Annotated in this window: 10 protein-coding genes; 4 read left to right on the top strand and 6 right to left on the bottom strand. The window is 72.7% G+C overall.

Features of this window, described 5'->3' with window-relative positions:
- Nucleotides 1-58 precede the first annotated feature (58 nt).
- From IEZ31_RS32700 to IEZ31_RS32690, 3 genes are all read left to right on the top strand, one after another.
- The gene (locus tag IEZ31_RS32700; protein WP_190253899.1) at nt 59-1,213 is read left to right on the top strand and encodes a DUF418 domain-containing protein; all 1,155 of its coding nucleotides are present in this window, start codon (nt 59-61) and stop codon (nt 1,211-1,213) included.
- The gene (locus IEZ31_RS32695) at nt 1,210-2,187 is read left to right on the top strand and encodes a sensor histidine kinase (protein WP_190253898.1); all 978 of its coding nucleotides are present in this window, start codon (nt 1,210-1,212) and stop codon (nt 2,185-2,187) included. Before IEZ31_RS32700 ends, IEZ31_RS32695 begins: the two co-directional genes overlap by 4 nt.
- A gap of 105 nt (nt 2,188-2,292) precedes the next feature.
- Entirely contained in the window at nt 2,293-3,009 is a 717-nt protein-coding gene (locus IEZ31_RS32690) for a hypothetical protein (protein ID WP_190253897.1), read from the top strand.
- A gap of 93 nt (nt 3,010-3,102) precedes the next feature.
- Here the strand turns inward: IEZ31_RS32690 and IEZ31_RS32685 are convergent, their stop codons facing one another.
- The 5 genes from IEZ31_RS32685 to IEZ31_RS32665 are packed head-to-tail and all read right to left on the bottom strand — an operon-like array spanning nt 3,103 to nt 14,024.
- Nucleotides 3,103-4,074 (bottom strand): hypothetical protein, encoded by a 972-nt coding sequence (locus IEZ31_RS32685; RefSeq protein ID WP_190253896.1) that lies wholly within the window; start codon nt 4,072-4,074, stop codon nt 3,103-3,105.
- A 53-nt stretch (nt 4,075-4,127) separates the two neighbouring features.
- Complete coding sequence (locus IEZ31_RS32680) at nt 4,128-4,754, bottom strand: hypothetical protein (protein ID WP_190253895.1); 627 nt, start codon at nt 4,752-4,754, stop codon at nt 4,128-4,130.
- A gap of 18 nt (nt 4,755-4,772) precedes the next feature.
- On the bottom strand, nt 4,773-7,832 hold the full coding sequence (locus IEZ31_RS32675; RefSeq protein ID WP_229836039.1) for a family 43 glycosylhydrolase: 3,060 nt from the start codon (nt 7,830-7,832) through the stop codon (nt 4,773-4,775).
- A gap of 58 nt (nt 7,833-7,890) precedes the next feature.
- Complete coding sequence (locus IEZ31_RS32670) at nt 7,891-13,374, bottom strand: OmpL47-type beta-barrel domain-containing protein (protein WP_190253894.1); 5,484 nt, start codon at nt 13,372-13,374, stop codon at nt 7,891-7,893.
- A 56-nt stretch (nt 13,375-13,430) separates the two neighbouring features.
- Nucleotides 13,431-14,024, bottom strand: a complete 594-nt coding sequence (locus IEZ31_RS32665; protein ID WP_190253893.1) for a type 2 periplasmic-binding domain-containing protein — start codon at nt 14,022-14,024, stop codon at nt 13,431-13,433.
- Nucleotides 14,025-14,498: 474 nt separating this feature from the next.
- Here IEZ31_RS32665 and IEZ31_RS32660 point away from each other — a divergent pair, with 474 nt between their 5' ends.
- Nucleotides 14,499-15,956: an alpha,alpha-trehalose-phosphate synthase (UDP-forming) gene (locus IEZ31_RS32660; RefSeq protein WP_190253892.1), complete on the top strand. Its 1,458-nt coding sequence runs from the start codon at nt 14,499-14,501 to the stop codon at nt 15,954-15,956.
- Here IEZ31_RS32660 and IEZ31_RS32655 read toward each other — a convergent pair.
- Nucleotides 15,928-16,512 carry a TetR/AcrR family transcriptional regulator gene (locus tag IEZ31_RS32655; protein ID WP_229836037.1) on the bottom strand — a complete coding sequence of 195 codons (585 nt, stop codon included), beginning with the start codon at nt 16,510-16,512 and terminating at the stop codon, nt 15,928-15,930. The genes IEZ31_RS32660 and IEZ31_RS32655 overlap by 29 nt on opposite strands.
- Between the last annotated feature and the right edge of the window lie 188 nt (nt 16,513-16,700).

The following is a 16,700-nucleotide window of genomic DNA, read 5'->3' as shown; positions in this document are numbered from 1 at the left end:
CCGCGAGACGGGTTCCACGCTCCTCGAAGCGGGCCGCCCGAAACGGGACGCTGAGCGCATGACAACGACGCTCACCACCGAGGCAACACCGAACCCGGGGCCGGTGCGCCGCACGGAGCGGGCCCTCGCGCCCGACCTCGCCCGCGGCGCCATGCTGCTGTTCATCGCCCTCGCCAACGCCGCGAACTTCGCGTTCGCCGGGCAGCCCGGGCTCGACCCCACCCCGCACGGCCTCGAGCGGGTCGTCAACTTCCTCATGGCGACGTTCGTCGACAGCCGCGCGTACCCGGTCTTCGCCGTCATGTTCGGCTACGGCCTGGTCCAGATCGCCCGCCGGCAGGGCGACGCGGCCCGCCGGGTGCTCCTGCGCCGCAACACCGCGCTGATCTGCTTCGGCCTGGTGCACGCGACCCTGCTGTACTTCGGCGACTTCCTCGGCGCGTACGGCATCGTCGGCATCCTGGCCACCCTGCTGCTGCTCGGGCGGAGCGACCGCTTCCACCGCGTCGTGCTGTGGCTCTGGGGGATCCAGACGGTGTCGGCGACCGTCATCGGCGTGCTCGCCCTCGCCGGCCTGCGCGGCGGGGACAGCGGGCTGACGAACACGCCCAACGCGTCGCTGGAGGCCACGTCGTACTGGCAGTCGCTGCAGCACCGCCTCGCCGAGTGGCCCGTCCACACCGCCACCGTCGTGCCGTTCATCGTCATCGTCTGGCTCGGCATCTGGGCCGCGCGGCGCCGCATCCTGGAGGACCCCGCCGCGCACCGCACCCTGCTGCGCTGGACGGCCGGGGTCGGGCTCGGCATCGCGGTCCTCGGCGGCCTGCCGTACGCGCTGGTGGCGGCCGGTGCCGTCACGTTCGATGCCGGTACCGTCGAGGCCATGGCACGCCTCCACGCGATCACCGGCGAGTACGGCGGCCCCGGCTACGTGGCCCTGTTCGGGCTCCTCGCGCTGCGGCTGCGCGGCAAGCGGTTCGTCGCGCCCGTGGTGGCCCTGGGGCAGCGCTCGATGAGCGGGTACCTGCTGCAGTCGGCGGCCTGGCTGGCCCTGTTCTCGCCGTGGGCCCTCGGCCTCGACGGCACGCTCGTGGCGGCCGGCGCCGCGATCGGCGTCTGGCTGCTGTCGATCGGCGCGGCGCAGGCGCTGGGCGAGCGGCGGGGACCGGCCGAGGCGCTGCTGCGGCGGATCACGTACCGGCCGGGCCGATGACGGGCGTCACCCGAAGGCTGGCCGGGGCCGTGGCGCTGAGCGCCGCGGCCACGGCCGCTTGGCTCGTCACCGGCCGCGGCGAGTTCTGGCCCCGGTGGGTCGCGTTCGCGGCCGGCGTGGTCCTGCTCGGCGAGGCGGTGCTGCGCCGGGCCCTGCGCCTGCCGCCCGGCCCGCGCCGCTGGCTCGCGGTCGACGCCGCCGTCTGCGGCCTCGTCGCGACCGCCGACCTGGCCGTCTACGTGCTCACCGGCGGCGGCTACTTCTGGCCGGCCTGGACCATCCTCGGCATGAGCGCGATCGTCGCCGTGCACGCGTGGGCGGCCACGCGGGAGAACGCCCTCGCCACCCGGATCGCGGCCCTGACCCGCTCCCGCCGCACCGCCGTCGACCGGCAGGCGGCCGAGCTCAAGCGGGTCGAGCGCGACCTGCACGACGGTGCGCAGGCCCGCCTGGTGTCGCTCGCGCTGAGCCTGGGGCTGGCCAAGGACCTGGTCGGGCGCGACGCGGACGGGGCTGCGAAGCTGGTCGAGGAGGCCAGGCAGGCCGCGGTCGCCGCGCTCGACGACCTGCGCGCGGTGATGCACAGCATCCACCCGGCGGTGCTCGCCGACCGCGGCCTCGGCGACGCCGTCCGGGCCCTGGCCCTCGACCTGGCGGTGCCGGCCACGGTGAGCGGCGACCCGCCGGCGGGCCTGTCCCCGGCGACGGAGACGGCGGTGTACTTCGCCGTCGCCGAGGCCCTCGCCAACGTTGTGAAACACAGCGGCGCGACGCAGGCCGAGGTCGCCTTCGCCACGACCCGGGGCGCGCTGCGGGTCGAGATCCGCGACGACGGCACCGGCGGCGCCGACCCGGCGACCGGCTCGGGCCTGCGCGGCATCGCCGACCGCCTCGACGCGGTGGACGCCCGCCTCGCGGTCACCAGCCCGCCCGGCGGCCCGACGCTGGTCACGGTGACGGTGCCACTGCGCTGACGCCATCGGACAACCACGTCGCGCAGTTCGCTCACCCCCAGTAGATCACGGTTTGCGGACCTCCGAGCCCGGCGAAGTGGTCGCTGCCGTTCTATGGTGGTTTGCATGGCTCGCGACGCCCGATCGACCGGCATCGTCGTCCTGACCCTGCTTGCCCTGGTGGCGGCGGGCTGCACCGACCGCCGGCCGGCCGCCACGGCACCGGCCGCCACGGCACCGGCCGCCGCGCCGTCGTCGTCCGCGCCGGCGGCGCCGTCGGCCGCCCCGAGCCTGGCGAGCGTCATCCCCGCCGCGGCGCTGCTGCAGCCGGGCGACCTCAACGGCGCCAAGTTCACGCCCATGGCCGCCGGCGACGGCGCGCACCTGCGGCCGCTGCGGCCGTGCGCGGCCAAGTACCCGAGCGACGCCACCCGCACCGCCGCCGTCGCCGTGCAGGCGCACGTCGTGGAGGCGCCGGGCGAGACACCCCGGGTGCTCATGCAGTACGTCGGGCTGCATCCCGGTACCGCGGCCCAGGCCTTCGAGGAGATCGCCGCGGCGGTGCGCGCGTGCCCCGGCAGCCTCGACCCGGGGCAGTTGCGGTGGGAGGTCGCCGGGTCGGCCGACGCGGGCGACGAGTCGCTGTTCGTGCGGGTCAGCGAGCGGTTCAGCTACGGCGACCCGGCCAACGTCGTCACCCCGGTCACGCCCGCCGTGCTGATGCGCGTCGGCGACCGGGTCACGGTCGTCGCCGACCTCGGCTGGGAGTCCTCCGGCGGCGACGAGGCCTGGGTCCTGCGCCTCGCCGCGATCGCCGCCGAGCGCCTGCGCACCGCCGCCTGACCGAACTCACCGCGCGACCCCAAGCAGCGCCGCCGGACCGAACTCACCGCGCGACCCCAAGCACCGCCGACTCCGCGTGAGCAGGGCCCCGCGTCAGGCGGACGCGCGACCCTCGGCCCGGGCCCGGTCGAGCAGCGCCTCCAGGCGGCGCCGGCGGGACCGGCGGTGGGCGCGCAGCGCGAACACCAGGCCCACCAGCGCGGCGAGCAGCAGCAGCTGCGACCACGGCAGCACCCACGCGGTCGCCGTCGTCGTCACGGTGTTCGCCGCGACCGGGCCGGCGCCGGTGTCGCCGAGCACGATCGGGGTGAGCGTCACCGTCGTGCGCACGCGGCCCAACGGCCAGACGCCACCGACCCGCACGTCGGCCCGGTGCGTGCCCTTCGGCAGCAGCTCCCCCACGTCGGCCGTGGCCGACCCGCCGCCGGCCGAGACGGTGCCCTTCCCGGAGAGCCACACGTTGCCGGTGTTGGTGACGGTGTAGCTGACGCGGGCGCGGCCCGGCCGCAACGGGTTCCAGGAGCGCTCGTAGCTGGTCGTCAGGCCGGTCACCGACAGCGTCGCCGTCGGGGTGCCGCTGGCCCGCAGCATCAGCCGGAAGCCGACCCGGCTCTCGACGTTGACCTGCCCGCCGGCCGACGTGACGGTCGCCGCGATCCCGGCCGGGTGGTCGCCGGGCGCGGCGCCGGCCGGGGCGGTGATGGTGAACGGGACGACCACCGTCTCCTTCGCGCCGACCCGCACGGTCGGCTGGACGGCGACCCAGGTGCCGCCGTCGACCGACGCGCGGTCGGACGGGAGCATGTTGAACCGGCCCTTGTCGGTGAGGTACCCGTCGGCGGCCTTCAGCGCGAAGACCGCGGGGGTGTCGCCGAAGTTGCGCACCGCCAGGTGCTCGGTCACCGCCTGGCCCGGGTCGAGGGTGCGCTCGATCCAGCGGCGGCCGTCGGGTCCGCCCGCCGTCGCCGGCTGGACGGTCCAGGTGACGGTGTCCTCGGGGCCGGCGTACGCGGGAGCGGCCGGGACCAGCAGCAGGACGGCGACGAGAGCGAGCAGGCGGCGCATGGTGACGAAACCCTTCCGCGGAAGGGGGCCGGTCGCCCGGCCCCCTGACGCGACTACTCGAAGAGGGACAGGGTGAGGGTGGCGGTGTACTGGCCCGCGGCCACGTCGGCCGGGGTGCGCAGGTACAGGTCGGCGTTGACGGCGTACGAGTCGCCGGCGACCGCCGCCGAGTCGAACGTCGACACCAGCAGTTCCTGGTCGGTGAGGCCGACGTTGTTGCCGGGCTGGGTCGGGTCGTCGAGAACCGTCACGACCTCCTCGCCCTCGGTGACCAGGCCGCCGCTCTCGCCGCCGTCGACGAGGTGCGGCTTCCAGCCGAGGTGGTCAGCGGTGATCGGGGCCTGGCCGGCCGAGCCGGTGAAGTTCGTCGAGCTGCCGAGCACCGCCCAGCTGGCGCCCGGCGGCACCTCCTCGGCGGTGCGGGTGTCGGTGACGGTCACGGTGGGCAGGGTACCGGTGAACTGGCGGACCAGCAGGGTGGAGCCGTTCTCGGTCAGCGCGACGGCGCTGCCGGCGACGCTGAGGGCGAGCACGCCTGGTTCACGGATCTCGGCGATGTCGACGGTGACCTGCACGCCGGCAGAGTCGCCGTCCTCGGCGTAGGCGGCCGCCGGGAAGACGGCCACACCCGCCAGGACGGCACCGGCGGTCACCAGGTGCAGACGGACACGAGCGTTCATTTCGGGGGGATCTCCTAACTAGGCGCAGGTGAGCGCGCTGTACGAGGCGGTGCTGGTGGTGGTCACGGTGGTACCTCCGACGACGCCGGTCGCCCGGACCGTCACCGACCCGGCCGGCGCCGTGGCCGCCCGCACCGCGAACGACTGGTAGGCGTTGGCACCGGGCGCGACGGCCGTGAAGGACCGGTCGCCGTACGGGGTCTGCAGGTCGACGGCGATCGCCGAGCCGTGGTCGTTGCGGGCCTGCACGGCCAGGAACGCCTTGCCGGCGATGCAGCGGGGCTGGACCGTCACGGTGACCGGCACGACCGCCGGGGTGGTGCCGGGGTCGTCGGCGAAGACCCGCCACTCGGTGATCGCGACCGCCGAGTAGGTGGTGCCGTTGCCGTTGGCCCGGATGGTGGCCCGCAGCCGCGAGGTCGTCACCGGCGTGAAGGTGACGGTGTTGAAGGCGGTGGTGCTGGTGCCGTACGCCGACGCCCCGGCCACGTCGAGCCAGGCGGTGCCGTCCCAGTACTGCAGCGACCAGCCGTCGGGCTCGGCGACGCCGTCGCCGGTCCCCCGGTTCGAGTCGCGCCAGAACTTGAGCTCGGCGCCGGTGAGCCGGACCGGCCGCGACCACTCGTACTGCACCCACTGGGTGGCCGGCCGGGTGCCCGACCAGGTGCCCCAGAGCTGGGCCTGGCTGGGGTTCGCCGGGTCGGCGCCGTCGTTGAGCGCGCCGACGCTGTTCCAGCCGGCGGTGTACGACGCGGTCGGCGTCGCGATCGGCCCGACGTTGCCGGACAGCGGCCCGGACAGGTCGGCCGGGATCGTGACCGTCTTCGCGGTCTCCAGGTTGCCGGCGTTGTCGAGGGCCCGGAACGACACCGTGTGCTTGTTGCTGTCGGGCGCCGCGACCGGCCCGGCGTAGGTGGCCCACGCCCCGGTGTCGACGGCGTACTCGATGCGCGCCACGCCGGAGGTGGCGTCGGCCGCCGCGATGACGACGGAGCGCCCGTCCACCGTGGCCGAGCTCACCGGTACCGTGGCATCGATGCGCACCGGAAGGCTCGCCGGCGCCGAGGTGTTCCCGGCCCGGTCGGTCGCGGTGGCCGACACCGTGTGCTGGCCGTCCCCGGACACGGTGACGTCGGTGAACCGCACCGGCGACGCGCTCACCGGCGTCCCGCCGTCCACAGTGGACGTCAGGGTCATCCGGCCGCCGCGGTCGTCGACGCCGGCGACCCGCACCTTGACCGCGGAGCGGTACCAGCCGCCCGTGCCGGCGCTGCCGCTCGGCGTGAGCGTCAGGGTCGGCGCGGTCACGTCCCCGGCGGTGTCGCCGGGCGAGATGACGGTGACCGTGGCCGGCACGCGGCCGGCGGCGTAGCCGAGCACGCTGCCCTGGACGGTGAACGACCCGGGCGCGGCGACCTGCTCGGCGGTGACGGCGTCCCAGTACACCGGCAGCTGCAAGGTGTCCGACCCGAACGTCACCGGCAGGGTGCCCGGCAGCTCGGTCTCGCCGACCTCGACCGTGATCCCGGGCGCGGTGACCGGCTGCGACGGCTGGGCGGCGAGCACCTTCCACTCCTCGACCGCGACCGCCGAGTGGGTGCTGCCGTTCGTCGAGGCGTTGAACACCGCGCGGACCTGCGTGGTGGTCACCGCGTCGAAGCTGGTGTTCTGGAAGCCCGACGTGGACGTCGGGTAGCCGCTCGGGTTCGGCACGTCGGCCCACTGACCGGTCGCGAGGTTCCAGTACTGCAGCTTCCAGCTGGCGGGGGCCGCGACGCCGACACCGGTGCCCTGCGCCTGGTCGTTCCAGAAGTCGATCTGCGAGCCGCTGACCCGCACCGGCTGGTCCCAGGTGTACTGCGCCCACTGCTGCGGCGGGTTGCTCCCGGTCCAGGTGCCCCACATGTCCGGCGGGAGCGGGTTGGCGCGCACGATCTCGTCGTTGAGGGCCTTCACCCAGTACTGCGTGGGCACCGGCTCGTTCGAGACGGTCACCTTCGCCTCCTGGGCGATGTTCGCCCGCGGCGTGCGGTCGCGCTCCTGCTTCGGCGTCTGGGTGACCAGCTGCATCCGCGGCGGGGTGAGCGTGTCGTCCCACTCGACCTTGTCGATCGCGACCGAGCGCCGGAAGTGCCCGCCCCCGGCGGCGTCGGCGGTGTGGTACACGATCCACCACTGGCCCTTGTACTCCAGGATGCCGGGGTGGCTGGTGGTCGACGAGACCGGGGCGAGGACGGTCCCGCGGTAGGTCCACGGCCCCTCCGGCGCGGCGGCCGTCGCGTAGGCGATGCAGGCGTGGTAGTTCGCCGGCGTGCACGACGACGTCGGGCCGGCGTTGTTGCCGGCGTAGGCCAGGTAGTACGTGGCACCGCGCTTGAAGATCCAGGGCGCCTCGAAGTAGCCGGTCAGGCCGGTGACGGTCCGCTGGGTGCCGACCGGGGTCCTCATGTCGGCCTGGAACTCCTGCATGCGCAGGTTGCTGAAGGAGCCCCACCAGACGAACACCCGCTGGCCCTCGACGAGGATCGTCGGGTCGATGTTGTGGATCGTGTTCGCGACCGGCACCCGCTGCGAGATGATCGGCCCGCCGGCGTGGTCGGTCCACGGCCCGGTCGGGCTGTCGGACACGGCGACGCCGATGGCGAACTTGTCCGACGCCGGGCTGTCGCGCTCGTTGATCGGGACGTACCAGTAGTAGCGCCCGTCGACGCCCTTGACGACCTGGCCGGCGTAGGCGCGGCCGGCCGTGGCCCAGGCGAAGACGGTCTCCGGGCGCATGAGCGACGGGTAGTGCGTCCACTGGCCCGACGCGACGTCGGACGTGCGGAACGCGCCCCACTCGTTCATGACGAAGTCGTTGGTGGTGGGCCCGGCCTGGTCGTGGCCGGTGTAGATGTACAGGTCGTCGCCGGCCACCAGTGGCGCCGGGTCGGCCGAGTAGTAGCTGCCGTCGGCCAGGATCGGGTTACCGGCGTGGGTGAACGTGTACGAGTCGGCGGCGCTCGCCGGCCCCGCGGGTGCGACCAGCAGCGCGGCCGCGACCAGGCCGGCGGCCGCCGCCCTCAGGAAGAGCTTCAAGGTTCTCCTCGGAAGAAGGGGTGGCGGCACCCTGCCGGATGCCGCCACCTCGAATCGGCTAGCCGCAGCTGAGCGCCGCGTAGGGAGCGGTGATCTCGGCCGTCCCGGACGGGCCGGTGACCTTCACCGTCACCGTCCCGGCCGCCACCGTCGCGCCGCGGGTGTTAAACGCCTGGTAGGCGGTCTTGCCCGGGGCGACCCCGGCCACCGTCCGCGACCCGTACGGCGTGACCAGCTCGATGGTGAGCGGCACGTCGTCGGCGTTGCGGGCGTTGACCGACACGTAGGCGTTGGTCCCGATGCACTGCGTGCGGGCCTGGACCTCGACGTCGAACTGCGGTGCCGGCTGGCCGGGGACGTCGTAGACCTCCCACTCCTGCACGCCGGGAGCGCCCTTGCCCTCCTCGGTCCCGCTCGAGGTGAGCAGCGCCCGCAGCTTCGTCGTCGTGACCTTCGTGAACGTGACGGTGTTCCACTGCGTCGCGGAGGTGCCGTACGCCGAGGCGCCGGTCGCGTCCTTCCAGGCGCTGCCGTCCCAGTACTGCAGCTTCCAGCTCGCCGGGGCGGCGACGCCGGTGCCGGACTCGTCGATGTCCTGCGTGAACCAGATGCGGGTCCGGTCGACGGTGACGGGCGCGGCCCAGTCGAGCTGGATCCACTGCTCGCCCACCTGCGGCCAGGTGTTCCACACGTCGGTGTTCGGCCCGACCGGCCCGGTCGGCTGCACGCCGTCGGCGATGTTGTCGGCGGTGAGCCAGCCCGGCGTGTACGACGCGGACGCCGTGGCCGTGCGGGCGACGTTGACCGGCGCCTGACCGGCCGGCACCTGGACGGAGCCGGCGGCCGAGGTGTTGCCGGCCTTGTCCACCGAGCGGTAGTCGACGGTCGTGGCCGCCGACCCGATCGGCACCGGGCCGGCCGCGGCGGTCCAGTCCTGCGTCACCACCCCGCCGACGGTCAGCCGATACTGCAGCGCCGCGATCCCCGACAGGGCGTCCGTGCCGGTGATCGTCACCGAGCGGCTGGCCGAGTCGAACGTGGCCGCCGCCGTCGGCGCGGTGCGGTCGATGCCGACGGTCAGCTCGGAGACCGGCGAGACGTTGCCGGCCGCGTCCCTGGCCCGCGCCTTGATCGCGGTGGCGCCCTCGGCGGACACCGTGACCGGCCCGGTGTAGGCCTGCCATGCCCCGGCGCCGACGGCGAGCTCGATCGCCGGCGACGCGTCGCGGTTGTCGGTCGCGGTGACCGTCACCGTGACGTTCGACGACGTCCAGCCGTTCGGCAGGGCCGGGTCGGTGGCGACGACCACGACCGGCGGCGCGGTGTCCTGCGGGCCGCCGGCGCCGACCACGACGGTCGCCGTGGCGGTCTTGTCGGTGCCGGCGACCTGGCCGGTCACGTCGAAGGTGTTCGCCGCGGCGTACTTCGCGGGGTCGATCGCCGCCCAGGTGACGGCGATGCCGCTCTGCCGCGAGCCGTCGTTGTAGCCGACCGTGACGCCTGCCGGCAGTACCGGAGCGACACCCACCTTCGTCGTGACGCTGACGGGATCGATGGTGTTGATCTGCACCGGGTCGCCGCCGCGGACCCACACGTGGGCGGTCGCGGTGAGCGTGGTGCCGGCGACGAAGCCGGAGACCGTGAAGTCGCCGACCGCCGCCACCTTCGCCGGGTCGATCGCGCCCCAGGCCACGGCCACCGGCAGGCGGGTCCCGTCGGCGTACGTGACGTCCACGGTGGACGGCAGCGTCGGTACCACACCGACCTGGGTCCGGGCGTCGACGCCCTGGATGGCGCTCGCGGCCGCCGCGAAGACGCGCCACTCGGAGACGCCGACCGCCGAGTAGGCGGTGCCGGCCGCGTTCGGCAGGGCGTTGAACGTCGCCCGCAGCCGCGTCGTGGTGACCGGGTCGAACGAGACCTGATTGGTCCGCCCGCGCACGGCCGGGTCGAACCCGGTCGCGCCGGTCACGTCCACGAACGCCGTGCCGTTCCAGTACTGCAGTTTCCACGACTTCGGCACGGCCACGCCGCTGCCGCCGGTGGTGCTGTCCGACCAGAAGTCGATCGACGCCTTGTCGACGCGCACGGCCTGCGGGAAGTCGTACTGCAGCCACCGGGTCGCCGGCTCGTTGCCGGTCCAGGTGCCCCACAGGTCGGTCTGCGCGCCGCCGGTGAACAGCGACGGCTTGCCGTCGTTGACCGCGTTGACGTTGTTCCAGCCGGCCGTGAAGCTGGCCGAGGCGGTGGCCGTGGAGGCCACGTTGATCTCGCCCTCGGTGAGCGCGGTGGCGTTGACGACGACGTCCTTCGTGGACGTGCCGACGGTCAGCCGCAGCGTGTACCGCCCGGACTTGGTGAACCGGGCGACCGTGGTCGGCGCGTCGGCCGGGTCGAAGGCGACCGAACCGCCGTCCGGCGCGTCGACGACCGTCCAGGCCGACGTGAGCGGGTTGCCGGGGTTGCCGTCGTCCTGGGCCAGGCCGATCAGCCGGGCCGAGCCGGCCTGGCTGTAGGACGAGTCGACCCAGGCGTCGGCGAGCGGCTCGGCGTTCGTGGCGGCCGGCGCGGCGACGCCGGTGCCGAACGCCTGGACCTCCTTGATGCCGGTCTTCGCGCCGGGGGCGTGCTGCACGGTGATGCGCAGCTTCTTCGCCGTGACCTGCGGGAAGCGGACCTGGTTGAGGTTGCCGCGCGGGTAGGCCGGGAACCGGCTCTGGTTCGCGACCGCCTTCCAGCCGCTGCCGTCGTCGTACTGCACCGTGAACTGCGCCGGCGGGGCGTAGCCCTGGACCGTCGCGGTGCTCGAGGTGTTGTAGAAGTACACGCGCACGTCGTCGATCTGCTTGTCGCCCTGCAGGTCGATCTCGATCGAGTCCTGGGCGTTGGGCGAACCCGCGGTACCCCAGAACGGCTCGTTGATCGTGGTGCCGTTCAGCGCGCCGGACGGGCCGCGGCCGCTCGCCGAGAACGTCGCGGTGGCCGGGCGGCCCTGGGCGATGTTCGCGGTGCCGGTGCTGGCCGGAGCGATGTCGGCGCCGGCCTTGGCCATGACGTCGACGATCCGGGCGTTCGCCGGGAAGGTGACGTCCTGCGGCGCCTTGACCGACTGGGTGGTCTTCGTCAGCACGGTGATGCCGGCGGCCGCCTCGACGGTGCCGGTGGCCGGGTCGTAGACGACCTTGCCCAGCTTGTCGGTGGTGAACGCGAGCTGCCCGTCGAGGTAGACCGAGTAGCCCTCCGGGAGGCCGTAGTAGTTGGTGCCGCCCGGCGCGTCCCAGACGACCGTCAGGTCACGGTCGCGGTAGCGGATGTTGTTGGCGGTGAAGTGGTCCCAGCCGATGTTGATCGGGTCGAGCTCCACCTTGGCGTCGGAGCGGGGGCGCAGGCCCATCGCGTCCTCGATGACGGTGAAGTTCGTCGCGCCCAGGATCGTGTGGTGGATCCAGGAGCGGTAGCCGATGCTCTGGCCGGTCGCCGAGCCGTCGGCCCAGAACTCGTTCTGGTCCGGATACCGGTTGTCGCCGTTGTTCTGGTAGTGCGCCCAGGCGTTCCAGTACAGCAGCTTCTTGTACCACTCGGCGTCGATGTAGGGCGTCTGGTAGTTGCGCAGCACCTGCGACAGCATCCGGAACGTCACGGTCGAGTTGATGATCGAGAAGTTGTTGCTGCCGGGGTCGCCCTGCGCGGCGGCGGCCGCCTTGTCGGCCTGGTTGGCCGTGGTGAAGGGGAAGATGGGGTACTGCGCGGCGTCGGCGAACAGCCGCAGCGCCTCCACGTAGGGCTGCGTGTAGTCGGCGTCGCCGGGCTTCGGCATCAGGCCGACCGCGAACGGGTAGTAGTTGTTGATCTCCTTCCACGGCACCAGCGTGTTGGACGACACGTGCCGGTGCTTGAGGAGGTTGCCGTTCAGGCCCATCTCGTCGGGCGTGGCGCGGGCCGGTTCCCAGAGGTACTGCAGGACCGCCGCCTTGATCTGCGCGGCGAACGCCTCCATCTCGTCCGCCTTCGACGTGTTGCCCGCGGCGCGGTAGGCCGCGGCGGCCGCCTTGGCGTTGGAGTAGAGGTACGCGTTCTCGGTGCGGTCCAGGTACCCGGAGCGCCAGTCGAACGACACCGCGTCGGCGTCGTTGCCGGTCATCGCGCCCCAGTTGTACTCGATGAGGCCGTTGCCGTCGAAGTCGTAGGCGTCCTGCAGGCCCTTGACGTCGTACTCGGCGTACTCGGCGAGGTTCTCGGCGATCGCCTTCGGCCCGCCGTGCAGCTGGTAGGAGCGCCAGGCCGCCTCGGAGATGTACTCGGTGTAGCTGTTCGACCAGTTCGCCGGGTCGCCGGGGTTGTCGACGTACTTCGAGCTCTTCGACACCTCACCGGCCGACACCCACGGGCCGTAGGAGTAGACCGGGTCGCGGAAGTACTTCAGGTCGTCGACGAACATGCCGACGGTGAGCACGATCGCGTTGTTGTACCCGAGCACACCCTCCATCGAGGTGGGGAACTGGTAGTCGTTGCCCGGGATGTCGGCGTCGAGGAAGTTGTACCGCATGAGCCACCAGCGGTAGAACAGTGTCTTGTCGATGTTGTTCTCGGGCGTGTCGAGGTACGGCACGTTGTCCGCCCACCACCGGTTGTACGTGGTGACGTGCTCGGTGTAGGCGTTGGCCGGACTCGCCGAACGGTACTGCTGGTACTCCGTCAGCGAGGCCGGGTTCTCCTTGGTGACGAAGCCCAGCTGCACCTTCGTCCTCGCCGAGCCGCTCGCCGGGACGCTGACGGTCTGCTTCAGCGTGCCGTCGACCGGCGTGAACCCGTCGCCGGAGAAGCGCGGGAACAGGTTGGTGAGCCGGTTGAACGCCCGCACGGCGCCGGTCAGCTCGCCGCTCGCCTCCGCCGTCTTCGCGAACGAGGAGTTGGCGGTGAGCGTGACGCTCTTGGCCGCGCCGTTGGTGCTCGACAGCTCCAGGTTCGTCACGACCACGTTGGCGTCGGTGATGAACTTGGTCTCGACGATCCGCAGCCCGTTGGCGGTGTTGTTGAACACGCCGCGCCAGTAGCTCGGGGTCTGCTTGCGCTGGGCGGCGTCCTCGGCGAGCGTGACGTCCGCGCCGTTGAGGGAGACGGTGATGGTGTACGCGCCCTGGCCGCCGGCGATCGACTCGACGTAGGCGACCTCGCCGCCGAAGCCGAGGGTGGCGGGCTGGTGGGTCTTCATGAAGACGGCGCGGCCGCGGCTGAAGAGGTACTGGTTGGCGTCGCCGTTCGACCCGCCCGGCTGGTTGCCGGTGCGGGCGAGCATGCGGTCGATCCAGAAATCGTTGTCGGTGGAGGTGCCGGCGCCCGCGGCCACGTCGGCGTCGAAGACGGCCTGCAGCTGGTTACGGACGTGGTACCCGGTGCGCTCGTCCGGCATCGGGTTGGCGGAGCCGCTGAAGACGGGGTACGGGGTGTTGGCGTTGGGGGGTGCCGCATGGGCCGGCAGGGCGACGAGGAACGTCACCGCCAGCCCGGCGAGGGCGGCTGGAGCCGCGGTTCGTGGTCTCATTTCTCCGTTCCCAGTGGGCGAAATCGATCACAAAGGTTTTCGGCTTTTGTGGCGGTTCAGAGGTCGTCGCGGGCCATCGCGTCGCCGTTGCGGGCCAGGACGTGCACCTGGGCCTCGTCGGACAGCAGCCAGAACAGGAAGTTCCAGGCCTGGTCGGCCTTCTTGGAGTCGCGGGAGATGCCGACCGCGTCGCCGCCCTGCGGCAGGACCACGAACGGCAGGACGTGCCTGGCGCCGTGGTCGGTGCCGGCCTGCAGGTGGGAGGGGTTGATGCGGGCGGCGAAGGGCAGCCGGTCGATGCGGCCGGTGACGTCCTGGTAGAGCCCGCGGCGGGTCCAGTCCGGCACGTCGGCGACGGCACCGGCGAAGAGGTCGGGCAGGGCGTTGCGGCCGGCGGCCGCGTCGACCCGCCCCGGGTAGTCGGCCTCGGGGACGAGCGTCAGCTCGACCTGGTTGGTGTGGGTGGCGTTGTAGGCGTCGACGAGCAGCGTGGCCTGCACCTCACGCGAGCTGGGCGCCCACAGCAGCAGCCGCCCGCCGCTGTCGGCCCCGTCGACGGGCGGTGGTGGCGGCGGTGGCGGTGCACTGCAGGCGGCCAGCGCGAGCGCGGCGAGGCCGGCCGCGAGCGCGCGGACGATGCGGGATGTCATCGGTCGTTCTCCCAGCGGCCACGCGCAGGACCGGGCCCGCCCGCCGAGGGTTTCGGAATGGTTTTCGGCGGCGCGCTCGGTGATGCGTATCCGGGGCCAGGATCGAAGGGGGTGTCGAGGGTCGGACCATGCGGCGGAGCAGGCATTCCTGTTTCGACCCCGACCGGCTAGCGGACCCGGAACGCGACCGAAAAGGTTTTCAGGAATCTACTGCGACGGGCAGACCCCGTCAAGGTCGCGAGCGCTGCGCCTCAGGCCGGATCGACGCTGCACACCGGCCCGCCGACCCGGCCACGGACGGCCCATTCATGATCGCGGACGTGTGTGCGCCGCCGGCGACCCGGCAACGTCCGCGATCACGAACCGCCACATCGGACGGTCGGCGGCTTCGTCCCGGCCGCGGTGCCGTCGGGGGTGAAGGCCCAGGTGGACAGCTCCCCCGGTGCGTAGTCCCACCACATCAGGCCCCGTCTCATGCCCTGCGGAGCAACCCGGCCGGCGGGTGATACAGGGGCTTGCGCGGGGTACAGGCAACCCGTGGAGTACCGCTTCGTCGTGGTGGCGAACCGCCTGCCCGTCGACCGCGCCGACGACGGCGGCTGGACCCGCAGCCCGGGCGGGCTGGTCAGCGCCCTCGAGCCGATCGCGCGCAATTCCGGCGGCGCCTGGGTCGGCTGGACGGGGGCGGTCGGCGACGAGACCGCGCCGTTCGATCACGACGGCGTGTACCTGCGGCCGGTCCCGCTGAGCCCCGAGGACGTCGACCGCTACTACGAGGGCGCGTCGAACTCGACGATCTGGCCGCTGTTCCACGACGCCGTCGAGCAGCCGGTGCACAAGCGGGACTGGCGCCGCTCGTACGACGCGGTCAACCGGCGCTTCGCCGAGGCCACGGCGGAGGTGGCCGCCGAGGGCGCCACCGTGTGGATCCACGACTACCAGCTCATGCTCGTGCCGGCGCTGCTCCGCGCGGCCCGGCCCGACCTGCGGATCGGGTTCTTCCTGCACATCCCGTTCCCGCCGGTGGAGCTGTTCATGCAGCTGCCCGGCCGCGGCGACCTCCTGCGCGGGCTGCTCGGCGCCGACCTGGTGGGCTTCCAGCGGCCCCTCGCCGCGGAGAACTTCCTGCAGCTGGCCGCCCGGCTGACCGGCCTGCACCCCGACGGGGAGACCGTGGCCTACGAGGGACGCACGGTCACCGCCCGCGCGTTCCCGATCTCGATCGACGTCGCCGGCAGTGAGCGGATGACGTCGGATCCGGCGGTACTGCGGGAGCGTGAACGCCTGCAGGAGGACCTCGGCGGCGACCGGAGGATCCTGCTCGGGGTGGACCGGCTCGACTACACCAAGGGCATCGAGCAACGGATCGAGGCCTACGGTGAGCTGCTGGCCGAGGGTGCCCTGGCCGCGGACGAGGTGGTCCTGATCCAGCTGGCGACCCCCAGCCGGATGCGCGTCGCGCAGTACCAGCAGCTACGGGAGCGGGTCGAGCGCGAGGTCGGCCGGATCAACGGCGAGTTCGGCGACGTGGGGCGGGTGCCGGTGCACTACCTCTTCCAGTCGCGCTCGCCGGAGGAGCTGCAGGCGTTGTACCTCTCCGCGGACGTCATGGTGGTCACCCCGCTGCGCGACGGCATGAACCTGGTCGCGAAGGAGTACGTGGCCGCCCGCCAGGACGAGGGCGGCGCGCTGGTGCTCAGCGAGTTCACCGGCGCCGCGGCCGAGCTGCCGGACGCCTTCCTGGTCAACCCGTACGACGTCGACGACCTGAAGCGCGGCATCACGGCCGCGCTGCGCGCCACCCCGTCCGACCTGCGCGACCGCATGCGCCGCATGCGCACCCACCTGCGCGAGCACGACGTGGACCGCTGGGCCCGCTCGTTCCTCGACGCCCTGGGCGGCATCAAGCTCGACCCTCCATGCCCTCAATGAGGTCACCGAACCGCCGCAGCGCAACCCGCACACGGCCGGACCAGTCCGGGTCGCCGAGCAGGATGAGCGCCTCACCACCGAGGAAGGCGGCGCCGACGAGCGTGGCGACGTCCTCGGCGGTGAACGGCCCGAGGGACCCGAACCGCTCCTCGGCCTCCCGCGCCACGGCCGTCAGCACGTCCGTCCAGCCGCGCAGCATGCCGAGCACCTGATCCGCGACGGCCCGCTCGGTCCAGCCGGCGGCGATGGCTTCCTGCAGAATCCGGACGTACCCGGAGCTGACGTCGACGTCGAGGAAGTCGCAGGCCTGCCAGTAGCGCTTCGAGAGCGGGACCTGGGTGGCGTACATCTGGCGCTGGCGGGCGACGAGCCGCTGGTTCTCGTGCGCGAGCATGGCGAGGACCATGTTCTGCTTGCTGCCGAAGTGGTAGTGAATTTGGCTGACGGGCACGCCGGCGGTGCGGGCGACGGTGCGCGTGGACAGGTTCGCGTAGCCCTCGGCAAGCAGACACGCTCGGGTCGCTTCCATGATCCGGGTCGGAACCTCTGTCGGCACGGCGACACTCCTCGATTCGGTCGGTCGACCGAACGATATCGTACGGGCATTCGGTCGGTCGACCGACCGAATGCGCGGAGGCGCGGAGGCGACTTCGGTCGGTCGACCGACCGAAGCTCCGTACAGCACGACGGCAGGCACGCCAGACATCGCCTCGGTCGGTCGACCGACCGAAGCTCCATACAGCA

It is taken from the genome of Dactylosporangium sucinum, assembly GCF_014647515.1.
Classification (GTDB): domain Bacteria; phylum Actinomycetota; class Actinomycetes; order Mycobacteriales; family Micromonosporaceae; genus Dactylosporangium; species Dactylosporangium sucinum.
Note: the sequence above shows the minus strand (reverse complement) of the source record. Positions and strands in the feature narration are given on the sequence as shown.